Raw genomic sequence first — 24340 nt, 5'->3', positions numbered from 1 at the left:
TTATCGCAGAGAGGCGCGAAGATGGAAAAAGTTGCATTGATCACTGCAGGCGGCAGCGGTATGGGCGCGGATAGCGCGCGCCGGTTGGCGGCGGACGGGTTCAAGGTTGGCATCCTATCCTCTTCGGGTAAGGGTGAGACGCTGGCGCATGAATTGGGCGGCGTCGGTATTACGGGTTCGAACCAGTCAAATGATGACCTGCAAAAACTTGTGGATGCGGCGATGACCAATTGGGGGCGCATCGATGTACTGGTCAACTCGGCTGGTCATGGCCCACGCGCGCCGGTGCTCGAGCTTACGGATGAGGACTGGCACACTGGTATGGATGTCTATTTCATGAACGCGGTGCGGCCCACACGTCTGGTTACCCCTATCATGCAGGCGCAGGGTGGTGGATCGATCATCAACATCTCGACCTTTGCCGCCTTCGAACCTGACCCGGTGTTTCCGACTTCGGGCGTATTCCGCGCGGGGCTGGCGGCCTTTGCAAAACTGTTCTCGGACAAATATGCCATCGACAATATCCGCATGAACAACGTCTTGCCGGGGTTCATCGACAGCCTTCCCGAGAAGGAAGAGTTCCGCGCACGCATTCCGATGGGCCGTTATGGGCGCAGCTATGATGAGATCGCCTCGGTCGTCTCGCTGCTGGCTTCCGAGGGTGGCGGATATATCACCGGTCAGAATATCCGTGTGGACGGCGGTATTACCCGGTCTGTCTAAACTTCAAAATCGGGTTTTGACGAGGTGCGTCAGGGCAGCTCCGGTTTCGAAAAAAGCACGGCGCAGACCCGTCCAGCTCTCACGGTACTCCGTTATCGGCGGCACAGGCAACAGCAACGGATCATCGTTAAGTAGGCTTTCGGCCATCAAGCGACCGAACACGGTGCCCGGTCCGATCCCACGCCCCGAGAACCCATGCGCGGCCAGCGCATGCGGACCGATCTGAATGATCTTGGGGATGTGGTCTGAAGTCATCGCAATGCGTCCGTGCCAACCTTTGACCAGCGGTTGATCCGCCAGTTGCGGGTAGACCGCCACCAACTTGCGACTGACCCAAGCTTTGTGCGCAAAGCCTCCGACGCTGTTCAGATCACCCATTCCGCCGATGATAAATCGTCCCTCCTGATCCAGCCGGAACGATGTCATGATCAGCCCTGTATCCCAACAACCTTCACCCCCGGGCAGTATGCTGGCTCGTAGGTTATGTGACAGCGGAGCAGTGGCGTATTGGAAATAGTAGACAGGTACGTAGGCGGGCGCGGTATCGGTGATGCCTTGATGATAGGCGTTGGTCGCCTGAATGATCGATTTGGCACGCACGGTGCCGTTTTCTCCGTGCAAAACCCACACCCCCGCCTCCTGTCGCAGGGATTGGATTGGGCTTTCGGTATAGATCATCGCCCCCGCATCCTGCGCAGCGCGTGCCAGGCCGACTACAAAGGCCAGCGGTTGAATTGTGCCAGCACGGGGGTCGAACAAAGCGCCATGGACAGCGGGGCTACCTGTGCGCTTGCGTGAGGTGTTTGCATCAAGTAGCTCGACCGGCGCCCCAGAAACGCTCAACTGGCTATGGCGTGTATGCAAATCCTCAAAGCCCTTGGCCGAATGGGCACAATGTAACGTGCCATGCCTCACCGGCTCGCATGCAATCTCATGCGCATCGATCAACCCAAAGACTTCAGATGGTGCATTCGCCAGCAGATCTATCAGACGATTACCTGGCACCTGCCCCAGATGCGACTGAATTTGATCAGGTGGCAACCAAAGCCCTGCATTGACCAACCCAACATTTCGACCCGAGCCGCCATGCCCAATCTCATGTGCTTCGAGCAGGCAAACCGAAGCCCCAGCCTTTGCTGCGGTCAAGGCGGCAGAGCACCCCGTGTACCCGCCTCCTATAACTGCAATGTCTACGGTTACGTCACCGGAGAGCTTTTGCGTGTTGACACTCTCGCCGCAGGTCTGCCGCCACAACGATTGATCATAGTCAGGCATTCCCAAGCCTCGCCAAATTTTCGCCGATCATCAGGCCGGATCTAGCCAGTTGCAAGGGCGCGTTGATCGGCCCGCCCCATGGCAATCAGAAACGGGTCAGCTTCCTGCAGCGACTGGAACGACATCTTGTCCGTCATACCGCGCCAATTCCCCAAGGTCAGAGATTGCGCGACGGCACCGCCTAGCGTTGCACCGGGGCCTGTCACAATAAAGAGGTCCGGAGCAAACTCGCGCGCGGCCGTCTGGATGGCATGGGTGAAATCATAGGTCTCGGTCACCTGATGGCCAAGTGTATACTCCCACAGTGCCCCGGTATCTGTCGCTCCTGGCCACCAGATTTTACCACGGCCGTCGATCATCGGGCGCTCTGGTTGGCCAAACAGATCAGCGCCCAGTAGCGCTCGACCTTCCGCCGCCACTGGTGCCTGTAGCGCAGTGTGGAAGGCAGCATGGTTCGCCAGTCGCAAAGGAAACCTATCGTGCACAACGGGATTGGCGATTTCAAACGCAGTTAGCCCTGCCTCATTCCCTGCAAGTACCAGCATCCCGCCCAGATCAATCGAAAGCGCCAGAGCATGGTCTTTCAATGTGTTGATCCGCGCAACCGTGTCTAACAACGCTGATTTGCGTTCAACATCATTCGACCATTCTTCGTCAACGAACGGGTACACCAATTGGCCACCGATCAGTTGCTTTTGCATTAGCGTACCCATCGTATTGACCACACGAAAGCCGTTCTCTGGGGTCAATGCACCAGCGACGGCCAGCGCGATATACCATCCCATCGAATTGCCGGTGACGGCGACTACCTCAATATCCTTGGCAAGTGCCTGCGTATCCGCCAATGACGCCGCATAGATCAAGGGTGAGGCCACATCGCCACGCGAATATTTACCAACGCTGAAACGGCCAGCACCATCCAGCGCCGTAACCGTCTCCTGCCCCGCTTCAGCACGGATCTCATCGAAACTGTGAAATTGGCTCATCCGACCCGCATGATGTTGATGCAGGTAGCCCAATTCAGGCTTGTTATAAGTACCCCGACCAGGACAGATCACAACAGCAGTGCGGGTCATGATTTTCCTCCGGTCAGCGCCAAAGCAGCGTCAACAATGCCGTCCCTCGAAGGGAGTGGAGCAGCATAGGCCGGTCCGGTCGCGATAAAGCAATCCTCGGCCACAACACGAGCAGTTGGTATTGCGGGGCTGTTTTCCGCGAAGAAAGTCATCAACGCCTCAGACTGGCTGCCGGTGCGGCGGCATTCATCAATGATCAATACATGTGCGCATGAGTTGGTGGCCTCGCGCAGGGCGTCAGTGGGTAGTGGAGCAAGCCAGCGCATATCAATGATCCGGGTTTTCAACCCTGCCGCCCCAAGCTCGGGCAAAGCCTGTCTCGAAAGATAGTGCCCATTGCCGTAGGTCACGATCGCCAAATCTGTGCCGTCACCATGCACGCCAACCTCGCCCAGCGCGATCTTTTGATCCGGTGACGGATATGTGGTCATCCACCCTCCATCCTGCGCCCCGTGCAGATCGCGCATGGGATAGAGCGCGATCGGTTCAAGAAACACCACAACCCGTTGCTCCTCTCGCGCCAACCGCACGCACTCGCGCAGCATTTTTGCCGCATCCGTACCAGTAGAGGGGCAGGCGATGATCACACCCGGTATGTCCCGCAAAACGGCCAGAGAATTGTCGTTGTGAAAATGCCCGCCGAATCCCTTCTGATACCCCAGACCAGCGATCCGCAGGACCATCGGATTAGTGAATTGTCCAATCGAGAAGAACGGCAAAGTTGCCGCCTCCCCCCTGATCTGATCCTCGGCATTGTGCAGATAAGCCAGAAACTGGATTTCGGGGATCGGCACGAAGCCGTTATGACCCAAGCCGATAGCGAGCCCCAAAATAGATTGCTCGTCCAGAAGTGTATCAATCACCCGGTCCGGGCCAAAACGCTGCTGTAGCTTCTGTGTCACGCCATAAACGCCACCTTTGCGTCCTACATCTTCGCCCATACACACGATCTCATCATGCGCCAGCATCAGATCGGTCAGCGCCCAGTTGATCAGCCGACTCATCGGCTGGGGCTCATCCATCGCACGCGTATCGCCGCCAAAAGTTTCAGTCCGAGCTTTGGCACTCGGGCCATTTGTCGGCTTGCAGGGACGTTTGGGCGGGATCAGGCTTGCCATAACCTCGGCCGCATTCGCCAGATGAGGACGACTGGCAGCCTCGGTCGACACGCGGTCGGTTCTTGCGCAAGTGTCGCGGTAAATACTCAGCGCCTGGTCCGGCGACAACGCACCTGCCTGATCCAGCAGCCGTACGGTGTGCAACAACGGGTCGTTTGCCTCGTCTGCTTCAACTTCAGACTTTGGCAGATAAGTTGTCGGCACATCCGCACCAGCGTGGCCATACAGGCGCACTGTTTTCAGATGCACGAAAGCTGGTTTTCGACGCCTGCGGACATAGTCGGCGGCATCTTTTGCGACAGCGTGAGTTTCATAGATATCCAACCCGTTTGCCTGAAAATACCTGATCCCCGGACGGTGCTCCATCGACGCCTGAACCCAGCCTTTGGGCGTTTTGACGGAAATCCCGATTCCGTTGTCTTCACACACGAACAGCAAGGGCAGTGGCGTCGACTGCACGCTTGTCCATCCTGCAGTGTTGATCGCCCCCTGAGCCGTCGAGTGATTGGCTGAAGCATCCCCAAAAGAACACATTGCAATTCCGTCTTCCGGCAGCACGCGATTTTCAGGCGTGTTTCGGCGCGCAGCCCCCAGCGCATAAGCCGCACCGACAGCTTTGGGTAAATGGCTGGCGATGGTCGAGGTTTGTGGCGGGATCATCAGTGCTTTTGACCCCAGAACCTTATGCCGTCCGCCCGAGATCGGGTCATCACTTGAGCACGCAAAGCTGAGCAGCATGTCCCATGTGATCTGTTGACCCGGTACCTGTTCCGCCCGCGCTATCTGGAAGGCCGCGTCCCGATAATGGAGGAACGCAATATCGGTCGGGCGCAGGGCATGCGCAACGGCTGCCATCCCCTCATGCCCGGACGAGCCAATCGTATAGAACCCCTGCCCAGCCTTTTGCATCGCTCGACTGGTCCTGTCCAATGCACGGCTCAGAACCTGTGACCGGAACAGCGAAATCGCATCTGCATCGCTCAACCCGGAGCACGGCGGCACACCGTCGGGAAAATCGCGATCTGCAACGCGGGTCAGAAAATTCTCATGTACGATCTGGGCGCGGTCCATGGTTCTCGCTTTTGTTTGGTCTGTATCATCGGCTTTGACCGATCTCGGCGCGGGTTCGCCCAGCCTCTCGATTTTCCCGCGCCCGGGAGCGCGTTTCAAGATCACAATTGGCGATGCGTTACAGCTTTCATCGCTCTGGTGGTTGGAAAAAACCAGTGTTATTGCATTCAGAAGGTATGAGGATAAGTTATATGATTACGCCCAGGCGGTTTCTTCCCTCCATCTCATCCCTGCTCGCGCTCGAGGCTGTTGACAGGTTGGGCAGCGCTTCGGCTGCGGCAGCTGAACTGTCCCTGACCCAAAGCGCAATCAGTCGCCAACTGAAGACAATGGAGGATCAGTTGGGCGTGCAACTGATCGAGCGCAGCCAAATGCGGCTGCACCTCACGCCCGCCGCCAAAGATTATGTCCAGACCGCAAGGTCTGCAGTGCAGGAACTGGCGCGTGCGGCATTGAAGCTCAAAGCCAACCCGGCTGGCGGGTCGCTTGACCTGTCGATCCTTCCCGCGTTCGGGATGCACTGGCTTGCACCGCGCCTGCAGGATTTTGCCCGCCGCCATCCTGAGGTCACAGTCAATCTGGGGACCCGCCTCAAGCCATTTGATTTTGCCTCTGAACCATTTGATGCAGCGATCCATTTTGGTCAGCAGGATTGGGCGGGTGTTCAGTATCTGCCGATCATGAGGGAAGAGGTCCTGCCCGTTTGTGCCCCTGCACTTACCAACGTCAATTTCGACACCTTGGATACCCTCTGCGCCGCGCCGCTGTTGCACCTGGATTCCCGACCAGATGCCTGGGAGCGCTGGTTCGAGATGCAGGGCCAATCAGTCACCGGCCTGCGGGGTATGATGTTCGATCAGTTCTCGACAATGATCCAAGCCACGATCCATGGATTGGGCGTAGCATTGGTGCCTTCATATCTGGTTCAGGATGATCTGCGCTCAGGGAGACTTGTTAAGGCGTGGGACGGTCCGTATGTGAGTCTTGGCAGCTATTATCTCGTATGGCCGAATGACCGGTCTGCCCCCGAGCCGCTGCGATCTTTCCAAGGCTGGATCAGTGAACAATTGGAGCCTGATACCAGCCTTTAGAACTCCCTTAGAATTTGCCGTTGTCATTCTTCCATTCGCTGCGCGGTGCAATGGTCTCAACCGTATCCCAATGTTCAGTGATCTTGCCATCAGATACGCGGAACAGATCATAGAAAGAGCTATGCTTGCCTGCTCGCTCGCCCTCACAAACGGTCAAAACAAAATCGCCTTCCGCCAGAACCCGGTGAAGATGCTGATAGTCTATGGCCTCTATGTCGGACAATGCGGCGCGCAACGCTGTTAACTCGTCTGAGAAACCCGGGCTGTGTTCCGCAAAGGCAGTGGTGTTAACAAAAGCTTCTATCTGATCTGGATCTCCTGCGATCAGGGCATTTTCGACGAAAGAACGGACAAGCGTCCGGTTCTTTTCTGTATTCTCGATGTCCCGGCTTTCTGTGGGGCCATCCACCATACTGCGCCCCGAACCATTTGGACCCAATCGTTTCTGAATATTGTCCCAATGCTCGACCGCTCGCCCGTCTTCAAAGCGGAACACTTCAAAACCAATGTTTCTGCGCGAGAAATCATATTCGGTATGCGCAAAGACAAAGTCTCCATCTTCAAACGCGCGCACAATGTTAACGCGTGGTGAGGTATCAGACAGCCGCTTGAACAACGCCGCCAAGCCCTCACTGCCTTCATGAGTTTGTGGATTATGCTGGATATACCGCGCTTCGTTCACCACTGAAATCGGGCCCGGATCGCCCGTCTCAATACTCTTGAGCAGGGCGCATATGCGATCCTTGTTAGACGCGACCATGTCGAGGTTCCTCTCAGACAGAATATCCCTCGATCACAATGGCAGGCAGAATGCAGTGCTTCAATGGCAACGAGTGCCACAAACCTGCCTGGCCCAAGGGGAGGAGACGTTCTACAAGGAATGTCGACGACGGGCGAGAGTGCCGCGCGTTAGACGTCCAGCGAACGGGCGATAAGCTCTTTCATCACTTCGTTGGTGCCACCGTAGATCATTTGCACCCGCGCATCCGCGTAGAGCCGCGCTATCGGGTACTCCATCATGAAGCCATAGCCGCCGAACAGTTGCAGGCATTCATGCATGATTTCGTTCTGCACCTCTGAACCCCAGTATTTCACCATCGAGGCTGTCGCTGCGTCCAGTTCACCGGCCTCTAGCTTGCCGATGCAGTCATTGACGAAACTGCGCAGGACTTCGGCCTTGGTCTTACACTCGGCCAACTTGAAACGGGTATTCTGGAAATCCATCACCCGCTGGCCAAAGGCTTTGCGTTCCTGCACATATTTCACAGTCTCAGATATTGCAAAGTCGATCGCGCCCAGCGCCATGATCCCGATGGTCAGCCTTTCCCACGGCAGCTGTTTCATTAGCTGATAGAAGCCTTGCCCCTCCTCTGGGCCCAGCAGATTAGTCATTGGAACTTTGACATCCTCAAAGAACAACTCTGCCGTGTCGTTGCCCTTCATCCCAAGCTTTTCGAGGTTCCGTCCCCGGCGGAATCCCTCGGTTCCTTCGGTTTCGACGGCGATCAGCGAGACACCCTTTGCCCCAAGGGACTTGTCGGTCTTCGCCGCCACGATGACCAGATCAGCCGATTGCCCGTTGGTGATAAATATCTTGGAGCCATTAAGCCGATACGAATTGCCATCCTTCTCAGCCGTAGTCTTCACTGCCTGCACATCCGATCCAGTACCCGGCTCGGTCATGGCAAGCGCTCCGATCATCTCGCCCGAGGCAAGCTTTGGCAGCCATTTGTGTTTCTGATCTTCACTGCCATAGGTGGTGATGTAATGGGTCACAATGGACTGAATGCCATATCCCCATCCAGCATCACCGCGAGCGGTCTGTTCGTACAAGGTGACAGAATCGAAGCCCATTCCACCGCCAACACCGCCATATTCCTCGGCAATCGAACCAGCCATCAGACCCGTCTGACCCGCCTGCAGCCAAAAGTCCCGATCGACAACGCCGTTTTCGGCCCATTTCTCTGTGTTGGGAACCAAAGCATCGTCCATGAAACGGCCGGCCATCTCGGCAAACATCCGGTGTTCGTCAGTAACCCAGGCGGCGGTGCTGGTAAAAAGCGACATCAATAAGCTCTCCAGATCAGGTGTTTGACCCAAGGCTACCTGCGTGTGCGATTCCTTCCAATCCATGTGACGTGGCGTCGAAAAGCGTTGCTACGCAACGTCTTTGGTCCAGTTTCCGTCCCTGTTCACTTCTGCGTTCCCACATCTGACAGCCCACGCAATTGTCATCCATATTGAAGACGATCCGCGAAAGACCCTGGAGACAGCAAAATGCCCCGCGCCTTTTCTGAACTGACCTTCACGCCCGCAGTGCGCGCCCATCAAGAGCAGATGGGATCTGCCAAAACCTACTCAAAATTCCTCGAATCCGGGCCGCGGCAAGGTCATCAAATCGGACCGGCAGAAGAGGCGTTCATTCACGCACGCGACGGATTTTATCAAGCCACCGTATCAGAAACAGAGTGGCCCTATGTTCAGTTTCGGGGTGGACCGGTCGGGTTCCTGAAAGTGCTGGACCCGCAAACTATCGGTTACGCTGACCTGTCGGGAAACAAGCAGTACATCTCGCGCGGAAATCTTGATGGAAATGACCGCGTGGCGTTGATTCTGATGGATTACGCGAACCAGCGTCGCCTCAAGATCCTAGGTCGGATGACATTTTCCGAGGGTGTTGAAGCCGCAACCAATCTCTATGTCGACGGCTCGGAGACCGAGGCAGAGCGTGCTGCCATCATCAAAGTTGAGGCGCTCGATTGGAACTGCCCGCGCCACATCACGCCCCGCTTCACCGAGGCCGAGTTACGGCCCCACCTAAACACTCTGGGTAAGAAACTGGCTGATCTACAGACAGAAAATCAGCGGCTGCAGCGCGAGTTGGCCGAGCTCAAGGCTTCCGGCGCGTAGATCAACTTCAATCCAGGTGCGACGGTGGCGCGCAGTTGAGAACAGTGTCTTGACCTTCCAGTGACTGGAGCCTCTATATCGAGACCAAAATACATTACCAGGACGCCACGAATGGCCGAGTTACTGCATACACAGATCAGGATTACGGGCATGGGATGCGCCTCGTGCGTTGGCCGGGTCGAGGGCGCATTGCGTGCGAAACCCGGGGTGTGCTCCGCCGAAGTCAACTTCGCGACCAAGACGGCCGATATCACCTATGAGGCCTCATTCGACGAGATTCTAGACGCGCTCAACACAGCGGGCTATCCCACGGCGACAAGACAGATACGTCTGGACATCGATGGCATGACCTGCGCCTCGTGCGTGAAGCGGATCGAGCGTATTTTGCAGGCAAGCCTGGGTGTGTCAGATGTGGCAGTCAATCTTGCCACGAAAAGCGCCACAGTGACCTTTGCCGAGGGTGTGACCGAAGCGGCAATGCTTGCGAAGACTTTGACCGAAGCGGGGTATCCGACGCGCCCGCAGGCCGAGGACGGAGCCGATCATAATTGCAAAATAGATGAGTTTGCAGGACTGCGGCGCGCGACGGTGTTTGCGGCCATGTTGGCCTTGCCGGTTTTTGTTTTGGAAATGGGCGGGCATATGATCCCTGCATTTCACCATTGGGTTCATTCTACTATCGGCCTTCAAGCAAGCTATCTGATCCAGTTTACGCTAGCTTCAGCGCTGCTAGTCGGTCCTGGCCGGGTGTTCTACGCCAAAGGTATCCCATCACTGCTGAGGGGCGCCCCCGATATGAACGCGTTGGTCGCTTTGGGGACAGGCGCGGCATATCTGTACTCGGTCCTCGCGACATTTGCGCCGCAGGTTCTGCCGCAAGGCACAGCCAATGTCTATTTCGAGGCTGCGGCAGTCATCGTTGTACTGATCCTGCTGGGCCGTCTGATGGAGGCCCGCGCAAAAGGGCGAACAGGTGCAGCAATTCGCAAACTGGCCGGCCTCCAACCCAAAACAGCACGGGTCGAGAGGGATGGAACAACCCAAGACCAGCCTATCGCTGAGATCATCGTGGGTGACATCATTCAGATCCGCCCGGGTGAGCGCGTTCCTGTGGACGGCAACGTTTTGGACGGAACCTCGTATGTAGATGAGAGCATGATTACCGGTGAGCCCATACCCATCGGCAAAGCCAAGAACGATCCGGTGGTCGGAGGAACGGTGAATGGAACTGGTGCCCTTCGCATTCGGGCCACGCATGTAGGTTCGGATACCGTGCTGGCGCAGGTTGTCAGACTCGTCGAACAGGCACAGGGGGCAAAGCTGCCCATTCAAACGTTGGTGGATCGAATCACCTACTATTTTGTACCTGCGGTGATAGGCGTGGCCTTATTGACGGTTGTTGCGTGGCTGATTTTTGGACCCGCCCCGGCTTTACCGCTGGCACTGGTAGCCGGGGTCTCGGTGCTGATCATCGCCTGCCCTTGTGCGATGGGTCTGGCTACGCCGACCTCGATCATGGTGGGTACCGGGCGTGCAGCTGAATTGGGCGTGTTGTTCCGCAAGGGCGATGCATTGCAGCAGTTACAACAAGCCAAAGTCATCGCCCTGGATAAAACAGGCACCCTGACTCTGGGTCGGCCCGAACTGGAAGAGGTTGCGACAACAAACGGCTTTGACTGCGCTGAAGTCCTGCGCCTGGCCGCGGCGGCTGAGGCGCGATCGGAACACCCTATAGCTACCGCAATCACTCGCGCAGGTCCTGACATTTTGCCTGACGTGAAGGAATTCAGCTCCCTGACAGGGTTGGGCTTGCGCGCGCAGGTCGAGGGGCATTCTGTATTGATTGGGTCTGACCGCCTTATGGTACAGACCGGCATCGACCTTGGTAGCCTGCGGCCTGATGCGCAGATACGTGCAGCCCAAGGGGCTACACCGATCTATGTTGCAATTGACGGACAAGCCGCTGCTGCGCTGACAGTTTCAGACCCAATCAAACCGGGCACGCCCGAGGCACTGACCCGACTGCATGAGATGGGTGTGACCCTCGCCATGGTCACCGGCGATAACGCGCAAACCGCACAGGCGCTGGCCGATAAGCTGGGCATTGACCACGTCACCGCCGAGGTGCTGCCGGAAGGGAAGGTTGACGCAATAGAAAAGTTGCAAACCAGGTTTGGAACGCTCGCCTTTGTTGGTGATGGCATCAACGACGCGCCTGCTCTGGCAAGGGCTGATATAGGTGTGGCAATCGGAACCGGCACTGACGTGGCAATCGAAACCGCGGATGTGGTGCTGATGTCGGGCGATCTGCGCGGTGTCGTAAACGCGGTCGAAATCAGTCAACGCACGATGCGCAATATTCGCCAGAATCTCGGTTGGGCTTTCGGATACAACACGCTGCTGATCCCGGTCGCAGCCGGAGCGCTATATCCGTTAGGCGGTTATCTACTGTCACCCGCTCTAGCCGCCGGGGCCATGGCCTTGTCCAGCGTCTTTGTCGTATCCAATGCTCTGCGGCTGCGGCGCATCCGGACCAGCTTGCCGGCGGCCAGTGACAATTCACTTCAGCGGGAGGCTGTAGCATGAACATCGGAGAGGTCTCGACCCATACGGGCCTGCCCGTCAAAACCATCCGTTACTATGAAGACATCAACCTGATCAAACCGCTGCGCGACAACAATGGGTATCGTCGGTTCCGCGATCAGGACATTCACAAACTGAATTTCCTGGGTCGCGCCCGAACGCTCGGGTTCACCATCGAAGACTGCCGCACATTGCTGGCCCTTTACGAGGATGAGACCCGGGCCAGCTCTGACGTAAAACGCGTTGCGCGGGATCATCTGGCGCAGATTGACGCCAAAATTGCTGATCTCAAAGGTATGCGCGAAACGCTCAGCCATCTCGTCGATGCGTGTGCCGGGGACGACCGTCCTGATTGCCCGATTCTGAAAGACTTGGGCGGCAAACTGTGACACAGGGTTGCCCTTTAGCCCAACCTTTGATTTGTCTCTGCTGAACATCTCGCCCTGTTGTGCCGTCGAGGCCTGGGACGGATTACAAAGAGGATCATCACATGGCAAAAATCGCTTTCCTTGGTCTGGGCGTCATGGGCTACCCGATGGCCGGGCACCTTCAGGCCGCCGGTCACGACGTCACAGTCTATAACCGCACCGCATCCAAAGCAGAGGCCTGGGTTGCCCAGCATGGCGGAACCATGGCGCTTACTCCGCGTGAAGCCGCGGCAGGGGCAGAATTCGTGATGGCCTGTGTCGGCAACGACGACGATCTGCGCATGGTGTGCACAGGTAAGGATGGGGCCTTTCACGGAATGGCCAAAGGTTCAATCTTTGTGGACCACACTACGGTATCCGCCAAAGTGACGCGCGAGTTGTACGAGGCTGGCAAAGCTGATGGGATCGCTTTTGTGGATGCCCCGATCTCGGGCGGTCAGGCCGGGGCCGAGAATGGTGTATTGTCGATCATGTGTGGTGGCGATCAGGAGGCCTATGACGCAGCTGAACCGGTGATGCAGGTCTATTCCAAGATCTGCCGCCGCATTGGCGACAACGGTGCAGGCCAGATGACGAAGATGTGCAATCAGATCGCCATTGCCGGGCTGGTGCAAGGCCTCAGCGAAGCGCTGCATTTTGCTGAGAACGCCGGTCTAGATGGCCGTGCTGTCGTCGAGGTAATCAGCCAGGGCGCTGCGGGCAGTTGGCAAATGGCAAACCGGTACGAGACCATGTTGGATGACCACTTCGAACATGGCTTCGCCGTGGATTGGATGCGCAAGGATTTGGGGATCTGCCTGAATACAGCAAATGAGACCGGCGCATCGCTGCCCGTTACCGCGCTAGTCGATCAGTTCTACAAGGATGTGCAGAAACTGGGCGGCGGCCGGTGGGATACGTCCTCGCTGTTCAAACGCCTGCGTGCTTTGAGCTGACGGCAGGGGGGCTATCTGCCCCCCATCGCACCGGGGCGCGATCCCCCTGAGAGTATTTTTGGCCAGATTAAGGGGATCAAGTTGGGAATGGCATGGGGTAATGCATGGGCGATCTAAATGCATATTGGGCTGGAAAGCTGCGTCAGAACTGGGGGCTGGAAGCCCGTCTAACGCGGTTGGATGGGGAATATGACCTCAACTTTCTAGTCGAGGCCACGAATGGGCAGGACTATGTGCTCAAAGTAATGCGGGGCGGCTGCGACGCTGATCTGGTGGATTTGCAAATCAAAACATTAAAGCATCTCGATACCGAGGCTCCTGGCTTGCCGTTTCCTGACGTTGTTTCTGATTTGAACGGAACCATGTTGCCTGAAATTGCTGACGCGGATGGGCAGCCGCGGCTGGTCTGGCTGCTTGAACGAATGCCGGGGCAGTGCTTTGCCCGCAGTGTGCCAAAAAACGAGGACCTGATCCTCAAGCTGGGGCGTGTTCTAGGCGCAACGGACCGGGCGCTGGAGGCGTTCAAGCACAAGGGCTTAAGTCGTGCAGATTTCAAATGGGACCTGACCCAAGCTGGTTGGATTGTTGATCAACTGGGGGCAATTTCTGATCCGGCACGGCGCGCGCGACTGCGACAGATAGCCTTAGAATTTGATGCCATCGGTGATCAGCTGAACGGCTTACCTAAACAGGCGATCCACAATGATGCCAATGACTACAATATCCTTGTTGAAGGTGAGTTGAGCGAACGTCGAAGCGTCTCGGGCCTGATCGACCTTGGTGATATGTGCGCAGCACCGCGTGTATGCGAACTGGCCATTGCCGGGGCCTATGTCGTTCTGGACCACCCAAAACCCGAACGCGCATTGGCCGCTTTGGTGCGTGGCTATCACGCCGCCAACCGTTTGCGACCTGATGAGATCGACCTGATCTGGCCCCTTCTGCAGATGCGGCTGGCAGTGTCGGTGGTGAACTCTACTCTGATGGCGGCCGAGAACCCGGACGACCCTTATGTGACAATCAGCCAGGCTCCGGCGTGGCGATTCCTGGAGGACGCGAAGATCAATGGCGCGCTCATGCCAGCCCGCCTGCGCGCCGCTTGTGGCCTGCCGGTAGTTGACGGAGCCGAGCGTGTCCACACCTACCTGTCCAGCCATCGCGGGCATTTCGCACAGATGTTCGGGCAGGATTTATGCGATGCGCCGATGGGCTCGTTGTCTGTGGAAAATTCAACATGGCCACAAAATCCATTCCACATGCCGCTTGCTGAGGCGGCACGAGTCGGAGAGGAATTCGGAGAGGGCCTCTGGCTTGGCTATTACAATGAACCCCGCTTGATCTATGCGGAGCCAGGGTTCCGCAAGGGTCCGTGGAAAGCGTCGGATCGGCGCACCGTGCATCTGGCGGTGGATGTGTTTGCTCCAGCCGGAACGGTGCTTCATGCGCCGCTGAGTGGTCGGGTCGAGGTGGTTGAGAACCGGGACGCTCATCTCGATTACGGTGGGGTGGTGATCCTACATCACGAAACACCCGAGGGGGACGCGTTCTATACGCTCTACGGCCATTTGGACCCCGAAGTAAGCGAGCGTTTGAAACCCGGTGATCCGGTGGCTCAGGGTGCGGCTTTTGCCCGGCTGGGCAATGCCAGCCAGAATGGTGGCTGGGCCCCGCATGTGCATTTCCAACTGGCACTGACGACCGACGGGATGCAGGCCGACTGGCCCGGAGTTGCCGACCCGGATGAGATGGAACTGTGGAAAGCGGTGTGCCCCAACCCGGCGGCTTTGTTGAACCTGTCGGATGAGAAGGTTTTCTATCGCCCAACCGACAAGCAAGCTATCCTACAAGACCGACGCGATCACTTTGGCGGCAACCTCAGCCTTACCTATGATGATCCGGTCATGCTGGTGCGCGGTTGGAAGCATCACCTGTTCGACGAATGGGGGCGGCCTTATCTGGACGCGTACAACAACGTGCCACATGTGGGCCATGCACATCCGCGCATTCAAGCGGTCGCGGCGGATCAGCTGAAGAGGATGAACTCCAACACCCGCTATCTGCATCCTGCGCAGACCGCATTTGCTGACAAGATTTTGTCGAAACTGCCAGATCACCTTGAGGTCTGTTTCTTCGTCAACTCGGGAACCGAAGCCAACGAACTGGCCTTGCGGCTGGCGCGCGCGCATACCGGGGCGAAGGGTATCGTGACGCCGGATCACGGCTATCACGGAAACACAAACGCAGCGGTGGCGATCTCAGCTTACAAGTTCAACAAACCCCGAGGGGTTGGGCAAGCCGATTGGGTGGAACTGGTTGAGATCGCAAATGACTATCGCGGTTCGTTCCGCCGTGACGATCCCGACCGTGCCCGGAGGTTTGCGGATCTGGTTGATCCGGCGATTGAGGCATTACAGGCGAAAGGCCACGACCTTGCGGGCTTTATCGCAGAAACCTTCCCTTCGGTCGGCGGGCAGATCATCCCGCCAAAGGGCTATTTGCCTGCTGTCTACGAGAAAATCCGCGCTGCCGGCGGGGTCTGTATCGCAGATGAGGTTCAGACTGGTCTTGGGCGATTGGGCGAACATTACTTCGGCTTTGAACATCAGGCCGCGCTGCCTGACATCGTGGTCATGGGAAAACCCATCGGCAACGGCCACCCCCTGGGCGTGCTGGTCACCACCAAAGAGATCGCCCAAAGCTTCGACAACGGGATCGAGTTCTTTTCTACTTTTGGTGGCTCAACCCTGTCCTGCAGGATCGGGAAAGAGGTGCTGGACATTGTCGACGACGAAGGCTTGCAAGAAAATGCCCGCGTCATGGGGGCTCGCCTGATGGACGGCCTCAGGCAGATTGAAGCAGACTTTTCCTGCGTTGGCGATGTGCGCGGTATGGGCCTTTTTCTGGGCGTAGAACTGATCAACCCAGATGGCTCGGAAAGTGGCGAGATCTGTAGCTACGTTAAAAACCGGATGCGCGATCACCGCATCCTGATTGGCAGCGAGGGGCCGAAGGACAATATCCTGAAAATACGGCCGCCGCTAACCATCGAAGCGGAAGATGTGGACATGATCCTTTGGGCGTTGCGGGAAGTACTTGCGGAGGTTGGGGACTATAGCCCCGACCTCGAACGCGATCACGACCACAACCATGCAGGCTGTGGCTGCTGCTGAGTAAAACAAAACCCCGGCAAAATGGCCGGGGTTTTGCTACCACCGATCAGTGGAGCACCGCATTTGGGGGTTGGTGCCCTGTCGTCGGCAAAGGTGCCGCTAAAATCATCCGGCGTAGAGCCAGCCCCAGTTCCTCGGACAATGAGGCCAATGCTGGGGCAAAATCAGGTCGCACAATCAGCGAGGCCATCATCATCGCGTCCTCGCGCGCGCCCTCGGACGCGGCGCCGATCATCTGGGCAAAGCAGTTCTCATCAGCCCCCAGACAGGCGCATCCCAAGCCATGGCGCACCAGCGGGCGGCGACCATGATGCGTACACAGTGAACACAGCCGATCCAAAGTCAGCATCGTGGCATGGCCCTGATCTGCGCCCAGCGCGATGTCGAAATCACTAGCAGCGTTGGCGCGGCCTTTGTCACCATCACCCCAGAGGCGCAGGTACATGACGGCACCGGCCTCAATGGGGCTCAGGTCGGTCAGACGACCGACGGCCGCCCCGCCGCGCGAAGAAGGTGCGCTCATTTGGTCAGGATCAGTTTGCCCGCGCGGGTGATGCGCAGTGTATAAAGCTGATCGCCCAGCTCGATATGGGCCAGATTGCCACCGTTTGTCAGGTCTTCTGCTTTATGAGCCGGCAGCATTGAAACAGCATAACTTTGCGTCGAGGAGGGGGTTTGCATGTTCATCGGGGCATCTCCAGAGCGTCTTTGGCACGTGGCCTGTCGGTTTGTTTCGCTTGATCTGGCTGACCCTGAATAGGGTTGGCTATCTGTTCGTAAAATTAATCTGATAAAAATAGTAAGGTTTGTCAAGCCACAGTTTTGAAGCCAATTATTCGGCTCTCCATTGCGTCGTCACGAATTGCGACCTAGGCACTAATCATCAATAGTTAAAGGTGGATTCGCAGATGACGGCAGTCGTTGTATTTGACCTGGACGGCACCTTGGTAGACAGCCTTGCCGACATCGCTGCTGCAGCAAATCGAATGCTGGATGATCAAGGGCATCCGGCCTTGCCTAATGACACGATCCGTAGATTCGTCGGAAACGGTCTGCCTAAATTGGTCGAGCGTGTAATGACCCATTGCGGGATAGAGCCGGATCGGCACGCGGAACTGACGCAGCTTACCTTAAAGCACTACAATGCGGGCGCGTGCGACCAGACCGTCGTTTACCCCGGAGTCTTTGAGGCATTGGAAGAACTGCGTGAAATGGGATGTGCGCTTGGGGTCTGTACCAACAAACCCGAAGCGCCGGCCAGGCATGTATTGAGCGAACTGAAGCTGCAGCCTTATTTCGACACGGTATTTGGCGGCGACACCTTGGATATCCGCAAGCCCGACCCAGCGCATCTGCACGCCAGCTTTGAGGCGCTGCAGGCTGCCGGCCCGCACATTTTTGTCGGAGACAGCGAGGTTGATGCCGAAACAGCCCAGCGTGCAGGGGTACCGTTTTTGCTATTTGAACAAGGCTATCGCAAATCACCTATTTCGGACCTGCCGCACACGCTCAGCTATCAAAACAGCGCCAAGCTGCCTGCACTCGTTCGGCAAATCATTCAAAACGATACGGTGTAAGCCTAGTCCCAAAAAAGTTGAGGGGCCGGCCAAGGGGGTAGGAAGCCAGCCCCTCATCGGGGGAAATTAGTGAAAGTGGTTGGGCGCACTGGCCCGGTAGTTAAGGAAAAGTTAACGCATCTTCGGGAAACGCGAAATTGGGGGATTCCCGTAGTGTCGAAAAATTTTTGTCTGATCCCAGAAAAAATCTTCAAACCAGCGCGCTTCGAATGAGAAGATTCAACCGATCTGCGCAGCCGCCGCCCGCGCTATTACCAATTCCTCATTTGTCGGAATGACCATCAATTTCACGCGCGACAAATCGGTGGAAATAACCCGCCTGTTATCAGCGTTTGCATCATGGTCCAGCTCGATGCCCAACCATCCCATATCAGTGCAGATGCGATCACGGATGTAGGTCGAGTTCTCTCCGATCCCACCGGTAAACACAACCGCGTCCAGCCCACCCAGCACGGCGGCCAATGCACCTAGTTCGCGGCGAATCCGGAAGGTGTAATAGTTGATTGCATTACGCGCACCCGGCGTATTCGACGCCTCGAGTGTGCGCATGTCATTGGTCATACCCGAAAGTCCCAGCAACCCGGATTTGCGATAAAGAAGATCCGATATCTCGTCCGCATTCATGCCCTGTTGATCCATGAGATACAGCACAACCCCCGGATCCAACTGACCGCAGCGCGTGCCCATAGGCAAACCATCCATGGCCGAAAATCCCATGCTCGACCCGACCGAGCGGCCTGCGATCATGGCACACATCGAAGCACCGTTGCCAAGATGGGCTACAACCACGCGCCCACCGTGAATTAGTGGGGCAGTGTTGGCCAAATGGTCCGAGATGTAATCATAGCTCAACCCGTGAAAACCATAACGCCGAACGCCTATGTCGTAATACTCGGTCGGCAATGCGAAGGTGTCATTGACCCAGGGGTGATGGCGGTGAAAAGCCGTATCGAAACAGGCAACCTGCTTGGCATCTGGGAACCTTTCCATCGCCGCGCGTGCACCATGCAGATTGTAAGGCTGGTGCAACGGCGCAAAAGGCTCGAGCTTTTCAAGCACCTGCAAACTATCGGGGGTCAGCAATATCGGTCGATCATTGTCCGGCCCGCCGTGCACAATGCGGTGCCCAACGGCTGCCACACGTGCAGCCGGGAATTCTCGCTCTAGAAAATCCAGAATGTAGTCCAGTGCGCTGGCCTGATCGTGAAGAGCCTCGGAAGTGGTATCGACAAGTACCCGGCGATCCGTGGTCTTTGCGCTGATCTGTGCCGCCGCACTGCCAATACTCTCAACCTCACCCGAGCAGATCAGCACCGGATCGTCTCCGGTGGTTGTGAACAACCCAAACTTGAGTGAAGACGAACCCGAATTCAGAGTAATGATATGGTCCATCAGAATCTTCCCGATATACGTTCCCGTTGCAGAGTCGCATCCAAGGCAGCTGCATCCTGTATTGTGAAGCGCCGCGTCAGATCTGCAATATCGCAATTCTGTAACTGATCATTTGGATTGTAGTGGCAATGCATTGAATCTCTCGGCGGTGGATTTGACCGGAGCATTATGAGATTTCAAGCAAATGTCCAATGACATGGCCAAGCTCTTCTAGGGTTCAAAGCCCTCGGGCACACCAAAGAGCGGCGTATCAAGCGTCGTTCCCGTCAGAGCATGAAGAAAGGCAACTAGGTCGGCGATCTGATCATCCGTCAGATTTTGCCGGGTAATATCGATTTTGCGGCGCTGGCGAGCCATCTCTAAGCTGTCTTCCCAGACGATGAAGTCGACACGTTCCAGCCACGGCACTTCGGGAAGGGCTGCCATATCTGAGGTCCATGTCGCAAGGCTTTCCTGCGGGTTCAGGTGATGGCGTACAATACCTTCAAGATCGGGAAACGCACCGTTGTGACCGTAGGGTGCCGTTTTGGCAACGTTCCGCAGCATTGGCGTGCGGAACCGATAGGCGTCTTCCAGGCGATTGCTTTCACCCACACGGCCCACGTCGCGCGCATAAGGATCCCACTGACGGGTTTTCCCCGGACCAAACGCAGGCAACCCCAATGCATGGAAACTTTGATCCGAAAGCAATGGGCCAGAGTGGCAGGCAGAACAGCCCGCGTCGCCAAAGAACAGGGACATCCCTTCTTTTTGTTGTGGCGTCAGGGCCAACCGATCTCCGGCCAGAAATTGATCAAACGGACTGTCTGTGCTGCGCCATTCCAATGCCATGAACGCGGCCAGCGCGTTGGCGATCTGGGTAATCGTGATGTCTTCGGTCGTGTCGATTTCATCAAACGCACTGACCATTGCTGGGCCATAGAGAGGGTCGGTGCGGACGCGCTTCGCGAGGATCGGCCAACCTTTGTCGATGCGGTCATGCACCGCGCCCGTCACCTGATTTTCGGCGACATTACCAGCCATCTCGAACTGCGAGGTCAGCGGGAACAATGCTTGTGCGGCCAATAGGGAGTTCAATCCTTCCGGCAGCCACTCCTGTGCAGGTGAATTGAAGCCGTTGCCGTAAACGTCCGAGATACTCAGGCGGCCGTCGTGAAAGACCGTATGGATCTCCTTGGCCCCCAGATTCCACAAGCCCGGCGAGTTCCGCGGAATTCGCTTGCGGATCTTATCCGCCCCGATGCCGGGCGTGCGGTCCGGGCCTAGCCCTTGCCCGCCTTCGCCGATGCCCAGAGACAGCCCGTCCGAGGTGCCAAAATCCGGGTGATGGCAATGAGCGCAAGCAATGTTTTGGTTACCCGACAGGATAGGATCGTAAAACAGTTGATGACCGATAGCGGCCTGTTCCATATCAAAGGGAATGAAATCAGAATCCGTCAGCGGGCGCGGCAAATCCTGAGCCGCCGCGGCCCCGGCCAAGAGGAAAGCAACCCCATGCGCCAGTTTGTATTTGCCCTTTATCTGCTTGCGACTCCGGCGCTGGCCGAGTTGGAACAGGCGCGTGATTTGATGGAAGCCGGGGAGTTTAAGGCCGCGCGCGAAGAACTGTTGCCAGCGGCGCGATCCGGCAATGCCGAAGCCGAAGAGTTGATCGGTGTGATGTACGGGCTGGGTCTTGGGGTCGAGCAAGACTATGAGCGCGCGTTCGAATGGTATCTGCGCGCCTCGATGAAGGGACATCCGGGGGCACAATCCGGCATCGGCTGGTATTATGAGCTGGGTCTGGGCATGCCTGCGCCTGATCTGGTGCGAGCCTACATGTGGTACACGCTCAGCGCGATTGGCGGCGATCCCGATGCGGCGATCAGCCTTGAGGAAGTGGTCAAAAAGATGTCGCCGGAGCAGATCGAAAGGGCGCATGTTCTGGTCAACGACTACAAAGGGTGGATGTACCCGTTTCGGTGAGGGCCGGGTCCAAAGACCCGACCCAACAATTTAGTTCAGGTCCGCATCACGCGAGGCGTTTACATCCGCCTCAGCCGCTGCAACGGCCTCGGTCAGCGCAGTGAACACTTCGTCCCCGCGTGCCACGTTTGACTGGAACCACGCATAGACAGGGGTTGCAGCCTCTTTGAACGCGGCTTTCTGCTCGGGTGTAGGTACGTAGAGATCACCTCCGCCAGCAACGAAATCTTCGTATGCTTGGATCGATTTGCGCTTGGGCGAGGCAAAGGTGGCCTGCTGCAGCGCATAGAAACCATCCACGACAACGCGACGCATGTCCTCGGGCATTTCCTGGAATTTGGCGTTGTTCATCCACCACAGCGCACCCATGTAAGCGTGACCATCAAGCGTGACGTATTGCAGACCCGCATCGGGGAATTTCATGCCCATGATGTCGGTGATGCCGTTTTTGGATCCTTCAACCACACCGGTCTGGAAGCTGGTGAACAGTTCCGGCCACGGGATTGGGGTCGGCGAGGCACCAAGAGCCTTAACCAGTTCTTGTGGCAGGTCGGCCACGACTGTGCGGATTTTCAGACCTTCCATATCGCCAGGCTCGGCCACACGACGCTGCGTATTGGCGAAGTTGCGCCAGCCACCGGTGTTGCCAATGGTCATCAAGCGGATCGCGCCACCGGAATCTTCCAGCGCCATGTCGCGCATTTGGCGGGTGAAATCGCCTGACAACACGTGTTCGGCAATGCGGTCATCGGCCATCAGATAGGGCAGGTCCAGAACCTGCACGTAAGGAAAGATGCCCGACGCGCCGCCAGAGGTGGAGATGTAGATGTCGATGGTGCCATCCGCCACGCCCTGCAGACACTCGGCACCGTTCGAGCAAAGCTGCGTTCCGATGAACAGCTCAACCTCAATGGCTCCGTTCGAGGCCGCCTCGACATAGTTTTTGAAAACGACCAGACCGTCATAGTCTTCATCGTTTTCATTCGAGTTTGCTGTGGCGCGTAGCGTGTAGTCGGCGGCTGTCGCGGCAATCGCTGATGCAGCCACCAACGATGTGGCCACCGCTGCGGTTTTGATAAATCTTCTGAGCATGCGTTTCCTCCCTGTGAAACTCAGTTTGCAAATCCCGTTATCCTCGGGATCGTCATGGATAGTGCGGGGATGTATGTGATCAGGAAGATCACAATGATTTCGACTGCCAGAAACGGCAGGATGGCTTTGGCGATGGTTTCTACCCGCTCCCGCGACACTGCGGCGGCTACGAACAGAACCAGACCCATTGGCGGTGTGGCCAGACCAACGGTCAGGTTGACGCTCATGATGATGGCGAAATGGATCGGGTCGACACCAAGACTGGTGAAGATCGGACCAAGGATCGGGCCAAGGATGATGATCGCCGGGCCTGCGTCCAGAAACATACCCACGATGAACAAAAGCAGGTTGATCAGGAACAGCAGGATCAGCGGGTTTTCCGATAGGCTGAGGATTAGCGAAGCCAACTGTTCCGGCGCATGGCTGAGGCTGACCACCGTCTTAAACGCCATTGCCGCGCCCACCAACAGCAAGACGACCGCCGAGGTCATTCCCGCGTTGCTAAGTATTTCGGGAACTTCCTTCAAAGTAAGGGTGCGCAGAACAAAGAAACCGATAATGAAAGCGTATCCCACGGCAACGGCGGCGGCCTCGGTAGGCGTGAAGATTCCGCCAAGAATACCACCCAGAATGATCACTGGTGTCATCAGCGGAAAGAAGGCCTTAAGGCTGGCCTGACGACGTTCGGGCCAAGTGTATTTGCGGCTCGCGACTGGGAAGTCATAACGATCGGCCATGACTTTGATCATCAGCATCAGTCCAACGCCAACCATTACACCGGGCACAATACCTGCAAGGAACAGGGCAGCCACGCTTTCACCCATGACATAGGCATAGATGATCATGATGCCCGAGGGCGGGATGATCGGCCCGATCACCGAACTGGCCGCTGTGATCGCGGCGGCAAACTTGCGAGTATAGCCCTGCTTCTCCATCGCCGGGATCAGCATAGATCCAAGCGCCGATGTGTCGGCGACGGCAGAGCCGGACAGACCCGCGAACAGGATCGAGCTAAGCACATTCACATGCGCAAGACCGCCCCGCAGGTGGCCCATCAGGGCCTGGCTGAACTCGACGAGGCGGATGGTGATACCGCCGCGATTCATCAGCTCTCCGGCAAGCATGAAAAACGGAATGGCCATCAGCGGGAAGCTGTCCATGCCGTTATAGACATTGCGATAGAGCAGCGTGATGTCGTTGGTTTGGCCACTCAGCCACAGCAATATACCGGGTGCAGCCAGTAGCGCGAAAAAGACCGGCAGGCCGATCAGCAGGAAGACAAGGAATGTAGGCAGGAACCAAATCAGCATCTATTCAGCCCCCACCGCAGCTTCGGGAATTTCGGGCAGAAGATGCGCTCCGCCCAGCATGGTCACTAGGGATCGCAGGATCAGTTCGATATTCACCGAGATCAGCAGGATGATCCCCACCAGCAGCGAAGCCATCATCCAACTGCGCGGGATGCGGTACCATTCATCGAACCCAAAAGACGTGGGCAGATACAGGGCCGCGGTGGCAAACTTGCCGCCAAAACCTGTGACCTCGGACCAGCCAATATTGACAGCAACCAACAGCACGACCAGCGATATCAGCAGCAGGAACAGATTGAGCGAAAGGCCAAGCGCACGCGGCAGGAGACGCGCAAGCATATCGATGGCAACGAACCCTCCGCGGCGGAAAGCGGTGGGGGCCATCAGGCCCGTCATCCAGAGCATGCAAAACCGCGCAGCCTCGTCCGGCCATGGCAGGGCGTTGCCCAGAACGTATCGAAAGAACACTTGGATCAGGATTGCGATTACCATGACTGCAATCGCAACGACACCAACCGCGCGGCCCAATCGCAGCACGGTTTCGTTCACGAATGCAATCGGCGCTAGCGCCGATGCCAGTCCGCCCATGCGGATCCTCCCTTGTTCAGCTGCGGGTTTGCCCCG

At 57.0% G+C, this 24340-nt stretch carries 21 protein-coding genes; 9 read left to right on the top strand and 12 right to left on the bottom strand.

Features of this window, described 5'->3' with window-relative positions; genetic code table 11:
• Positions 1-21 precede the first annotated feature (21 nt).
• Entirely contained in the window at positions 22-723 is a 702-nt protein-coding gene (locus tag ACR0JR_RS14240; protein WP_480456694.1) for an SDR family oxidoreductase, read from the top strand.
• 3 nt (positions 724-726) lie between these two features.
• Here the strand turns inward: ACR0JR_RS14240 and ACR0JR_RS14235 are convergent, their stop codons facing one another.
• Genes ACR0JR_RS14235 through ACR0JR_RS14225 form a run of 3 tightly spaced genes read right to left on the bottom strand, consistent with a single transcriptional unit; the run spans position 727 to position 5263 of the window.
• Positions 727-1998: an NAD(P)/FAD-dependent oxidoreductase gene (locus tag ACR0JR_RS14235; RefSeq protein WP_480456693.1), complete on the bottom strand. Its 1272-nt coding sequence runs from the start codon at positions 1996-1998 to the stop codon at positions 727-729.
• 41 nt (positions 1999-2039) lie between these two features.
• Positions 2040-3074: an ACP S-malonyltransferase gene (locus ACR0JR_RS14230; protein WP_480456692.1), complete on the bottom strand. Its 1035-nt coding sequence runs from the start codon at positions 3072-3074 to the stop codon at positions 2040-2042.
• Positions 3071-5263, bottom strand: coding sequence for a dehydrogenase E1 component subunit alpha/beta (locus ACR0JR_RS14225; RefSeq protein WP_480456691.1), 2193 nt, complete (start codon positions 5261-5263; stop codon positions 3071-3073). The genes ACR0JR_RS14230 and ACR0JR_RS14225 overlap by 4 nt, the downstream gene beginning before the upstream one ends.
• Positions 5264-5454: 191 nt before the next feature.
• Here ACR0JR_RS14225 and ACR0JR_RS14220 point away from each other — a divergent pair, with 191 nt between their 5' ends.
• Positions 5455-6354: a LysR substrate-binding domain-containing protein gene (locus ACR0JR_RS14220; protein WP_480456690.1), complete on the top strand. Its 900-nt coding sequence runs from the start codon at positions 5455-5457 to the stop codon at positions 6352-6354.
• Between the two features lie 7 nt (positions 6355-6361).
• On the opposite strand, the gene ACR0JR_RS14215 is transcribed toward ACR0JR_RS14220, so the two are convergent.
• Both ACR0JR_RS14215 and ACR0JR_RS14210 read right to left on the bottom strand, forming a co-directional pair.
• Positions 6362-7114, bottom strand: a complete 753-nt coding sequence (locus ACR0JR_RS14215; protein ID WP_480456689.1) for a nuclear transport factor 2 family protein — start codon at positions 7112-7114, stop codon at positions 6362-6364.
• A gap of 149 nt (positions 7115-7263) precedes the next feature.
• Positions 7264-8421 (bottom strand): acyl-CoA dehydrogenase family protein, encoded by a 1158-nt coding sequence (locus ACR0JR_RS14210; protein WP_170544993.1) that lies wholly within the window; start codon positions 8419-8421, stop codon positions 7264-7266.
• Between the two features lie 210 nt (positions 8422-8631).
• Between ACR0JR_RS14210 and ACR0JR_RS14205 the strand changes: the two genes are divergently transcribed.
• From ACR0JR_RS14205 to ACR0JR_RS14185, 5 genes are all read left to right on the top strand, one after another.
• Positions 8632-9264 carry a pyridoxamine 5'-phosphate oxidase family protein gene (locus ACR0JR_RS14205; RefSeq protein ID WP_480456687.1) on the top strand — a complete coding sequence of 211 codons (633 nt, stop codon included), beginning with the start codon at positions 8632-8634 and terminating at the stop codon, positions 9262-9264.
• 111 nt (positions 9265-9375) lie between these two features.
• Positions 9376-11850: a heavy metal translocating P-type ATPase gene (locus ACR0JR_RS14200; protein ID WP_480456685.1), complete on the top strand. Its 2475-nt coding sequence runs from the start codon at positions 9376-9378 to the stop codon at positions 11848-11850.
• Positions 11847-12236 carry a Cu(I)-responsive transcriptional regulator gene (gene cueR, locus ACR0JR_RS14195; RefSeq protein ID WP_480456684.1) on the top strand — a complete coding sequence of 130 codons (390 nt, stop codon included), beginning with the start codon at positions 11847-11849 and terminating at the stop codon, positions 12234-12236. The genes ACR0JR_RS14200 and cueR overlap by 4 nt, the downstream gene beginning before the upstream one ends.
• 101 nt (positions 12237-12337) lie before the next feature.
• Positions 12338-13210, top strand: a complete 873-nt coding sequence (locus tag ACR0JR_RS14190) for an NAD(P)-dependent oxidoreductase (RefSeq protein ID WP_480456683.1) — start codon at positions 12338-12340, stop codon at positions 13208-13210.
• Between the two features lie 104 nt (positions 13211-13314).
• Entirely contained in the window at positions 13315-16380 is a 3066-nt protein-coding gene (locus ACR0JR_RS14185) for an aminotransferase class III-fold pyridoxal phosphate-dependent enzyme (RefSeq protein WP_480456682.1), read from the top strand.
• Positions 16381-16426: 46 nt separating this feature from the next.
• On the opposite strand, the gene ACR0JR_RS14180 is transcribed toward ACR0JR_RS14185, so the two are convergent.
• Complete coding sequence (locus ACR0JR_RS14180) at positions 16427-16903, bottom strand: hypothetical protein (RefSeq protein WP_480456681.1); 477 nt, start codon at positions 16901-16903, stop codon at positions 16427-16429.
• Complete coding sequence (hemP, locus tag ACR0JR_RS14175) at positions 16900-17067, bottom strand: hemin uptake protein HemP (protein ID WP_010441016.1); 168 nt, start codon at positions 17065-17067, stop codon at positions 16900-16902. The genes ACR0JR_RS14180 and hemP overlap by 4 nt, the downstream gene beginning before the upstream one ends.
• A 221-nt stretch (positions 17068-17288) precedes the next feature.
• On the opposite strand from hemP, the gene gph reads away from it, so the two are divergent.
• Complete coding sequence (gene gph / locus ACR0JR_RS14170) at positions 17289-17957, top strand: phosphoglycolate phosphatase (protein ID WP_480456680.1); 669 nt, start codon at positions 17289-17291, stop codon at positions 17955-17957.
• Positions 17958-18176: 219 nt separating this feature from the next.
• Here the strand turns inward: gph and ACR0JR_RS14165 are convergent, their stop codons facing one another.
• On the bottom strand, positions 18177-19349 hold the full coding sequence (locus tag ACR0JR_RS14165) for an acetate/propionate family kinase (protein WP_170476067.1): 1173 nt from the start codon (positions 19347-19349) through the stop codon (positions 18177-18179).
• A 210-nt stretch (positions 19350-19559) separates the two neighbouring features.
• Entirely contained in the window at positions 19560-20828 is a 1269-nt protein-coding gene (locus ACR0JR_RS14160) for a cytochrome-c peroxidase (RefSeq protein ID WP_480456679.1), read from the bottom strand.
• A 15-nt stretch (positions 20829-20843) separates the two neighbouring features.
• Here ACR0JR_RS14160 and ACR0JR_RS14155 point away from each other — a divergent pair, with 15 nt between their 5' ends.
• Positions 20844-21314: a tetratricopeptide repeat protein gene (locus ACR0JR_RS14155; RefSeq protein WP_170476070.1), complete on the top strand. Its 471-nt coding sequence runs from the start codon at positions 20844-20846 to the stop codon at positions 21312-21314.
• Positions 21315-21344: 30 nt separating this feature from the next.
• Here ACR0JR_RS14155 and ACR0JR_RS14150 read toward each other — a convergent pair whose 3' ends face one another.
• From ACR0JR_RS14150 to ACR0JR_RS14140, 3 genes are read right to left on the bottom strand one after another with little or no spacing between them, the layout of a single operon-like run.
• Positions 21345-22406 (bottom strand): TRAP transporter substrate-binding protein, encoded by a 1062-nt coding sequence (locus ACR0JR_RS14150; RefSeq protein ID WP_480456678.1) that lies wholly within the window; start codon positions 22404-22406, stop codon positions 21345-21347.
• Positions 22407-22426: 20 nt separating this feature from the next.
• Positions 22427-23716 (bottom strand): TRAP transporter large permease, encoded by a 1290-nt coding sequence (locus tag ACR0JR_RS14145; protein ID WP_170476074.1) that lies wholly within the window; start codon positions 23714-23716, stop codon positions 22427-22429.
• Entirely contained in the window at positions 23717-24304 is a 588-nt protein-coding gene (locus ACR0JR_RS14140) for a TRAP transporter small permease (protein WP_480456677.1), read from the bottom strand.
• Positions 24305-24340 lie beyond the last annotated feature (36 nt).

This window comes from Ruegeria sp. AA3 (assembly GCF_056542905.1).
This window is presented reverse-complemented; position numbering and strand designations above follow the sequence as displayed.

Excerpts from the sequence above, each read along its gene's own strand:
- ACR0JR_RS14240 (WP_480456694.1), top strand. The coding sequence starts at position 22 with ATGGAAAAAGTTGCATTGATCACTGCAGGCGGCAGCGGTATGGGCGCG.
- ACR0JR_RS14235 (WP_480456693.1), bottom strand. The coding sequence starts at position 1,998 with ATGCCTGACTATGATCAATCGTTGTGGCGGCAGACCTGCGGCGAGAGT.
- ACR0JR_RS14230 (WP_480456692.1), bottom strand. The coding sequence starts at position 3,074 with ATGACCCGCACTGCTGTTGTGATCTGTCCTGGTCGGGGTACTTATAAC.
- ACR0JR_RS14225 (WP_480456691.1), bottom strand. The coding sequence starts at position 5,263 with ATGGACCGCGCCCAGATCGTACATGAGAATTTTCTGACCCGCGTTGCA.
- ACR0JR_RS14220 (WP_480456690.1), top strand. The coding sequence starts at position 5,455 with ATGATTACGCCCAGGCGGTTTCTTCCCTCCATCTCATCCCTGCTCGCG.
- ACR0JR_RS14215 (WP_480456689.1), bottom strand. The coding sequence starts at position 7,114 with ATGGTCGCGTCTAACAAGGATCGCATATGCGCCCTGCTCAAGAGTATT.
- ACR0JR_RS14210 (WP_170544993.1), bottom strand. The coding sequence starts at position 8,421 with ATGTCGCTTTTTACCAGCACCGCCGCCTGGGTTACTGACGAACACCGG.
- ACR0JR_RS14205 (WP_480456687.1), top strand. The coding sequence starts at position 8,632 with ATGCCCCGCGCCTTTTCTGAACTGACCTTCACGCCCGCAGTGCGCGCC.
- ACR0JR_RS14200 (WP_480456685.1), top strand. The coding sequence starts at position 9,376 with ATGGCCGAGTTACTGCATACACAGATCAGGATTACGGGCATGGGATGC.
- cueR (WP_480456684.1), top strand. The coding sequence starts at position 11,847 with ATGAACATCGGAGAGGTCTCGACCCATACGGGCCTGCCCGTCAAAACC.
- ACR0JR_RS14190 (WP_480456683.1), top strand. The coding sequence starts at position 12,338 with ATGGCAAAAATCGCTTTCCTTGGTCTGGGCGTCATGGGCTACCCGATG.
- ACR0JR_RS14185 (WP_480456682.1), top strand. The coding sequence starts at position 13,315 with ATGGGCGATCTAAATGCATATTGGGCTGGAAAGCTGCGTCAGAACTGG.
- ACR0JR_RS14180 (WP_480456681.1), bottom strand. The coding sequence starts at position 16,903 with ATGAGCGCACCTTCTTCGCGCGGCGGGGCGGCCGTCGGTCGTCTGACC.
- hemP (WP_010441016.1), bottom strand. The coding sequence starts at position 17,067 with ATGAACATGCAAACCCCCTCCTCGACGCAAAGTTATGCTGTTTCAATG.
- gph (WP_480456680.1), top strand. The coding sequence starts at position 17,289 with ATGACGGCAGTCGTTGTATTTGACCTGGACGGCACCTTGGTAGACAGC.
- ACR0JR_RS14165 (WP_170476067.1), bottom strand. The coding sequence starts at position 19,349 with ATGGACCATATCATTACTCTGAATTCGGGTTCGTCTTCACTCAAGTTT.
- ACR0JR_RS14155 (WP_170476070.1), top strand. The coding sequence starts at position 20,844 with ATGCGCCAGTTTGTATTTGCCCTTTATCTGCTTGCGACTCCGGCGCTG.
- ACR0JR_RS14150 (WP_480456678.1), bottom strand. The coding sequence starts at position 22,406 with ATGCTCAGAAGATTTATCAAAACCGCAGCGGTGGCCACATCGTTGGTG.
- ACR0JR_RS14145 (WP_170476074.1), bottom strand. The coding sequence starts at position 23,716 with ATGCTGATTTGGTTCCTGCCTACATTCCTTGTCTTCCTGCTGATCGGC.
- ACR0JR_RS14140 (WP_480456677.1), bottom strand. The coding sequence starts at position 24,304 with ATGGGCGGACTGGCATCGGCGCTAGCGCCGATTGCATTCGTGAACGAA.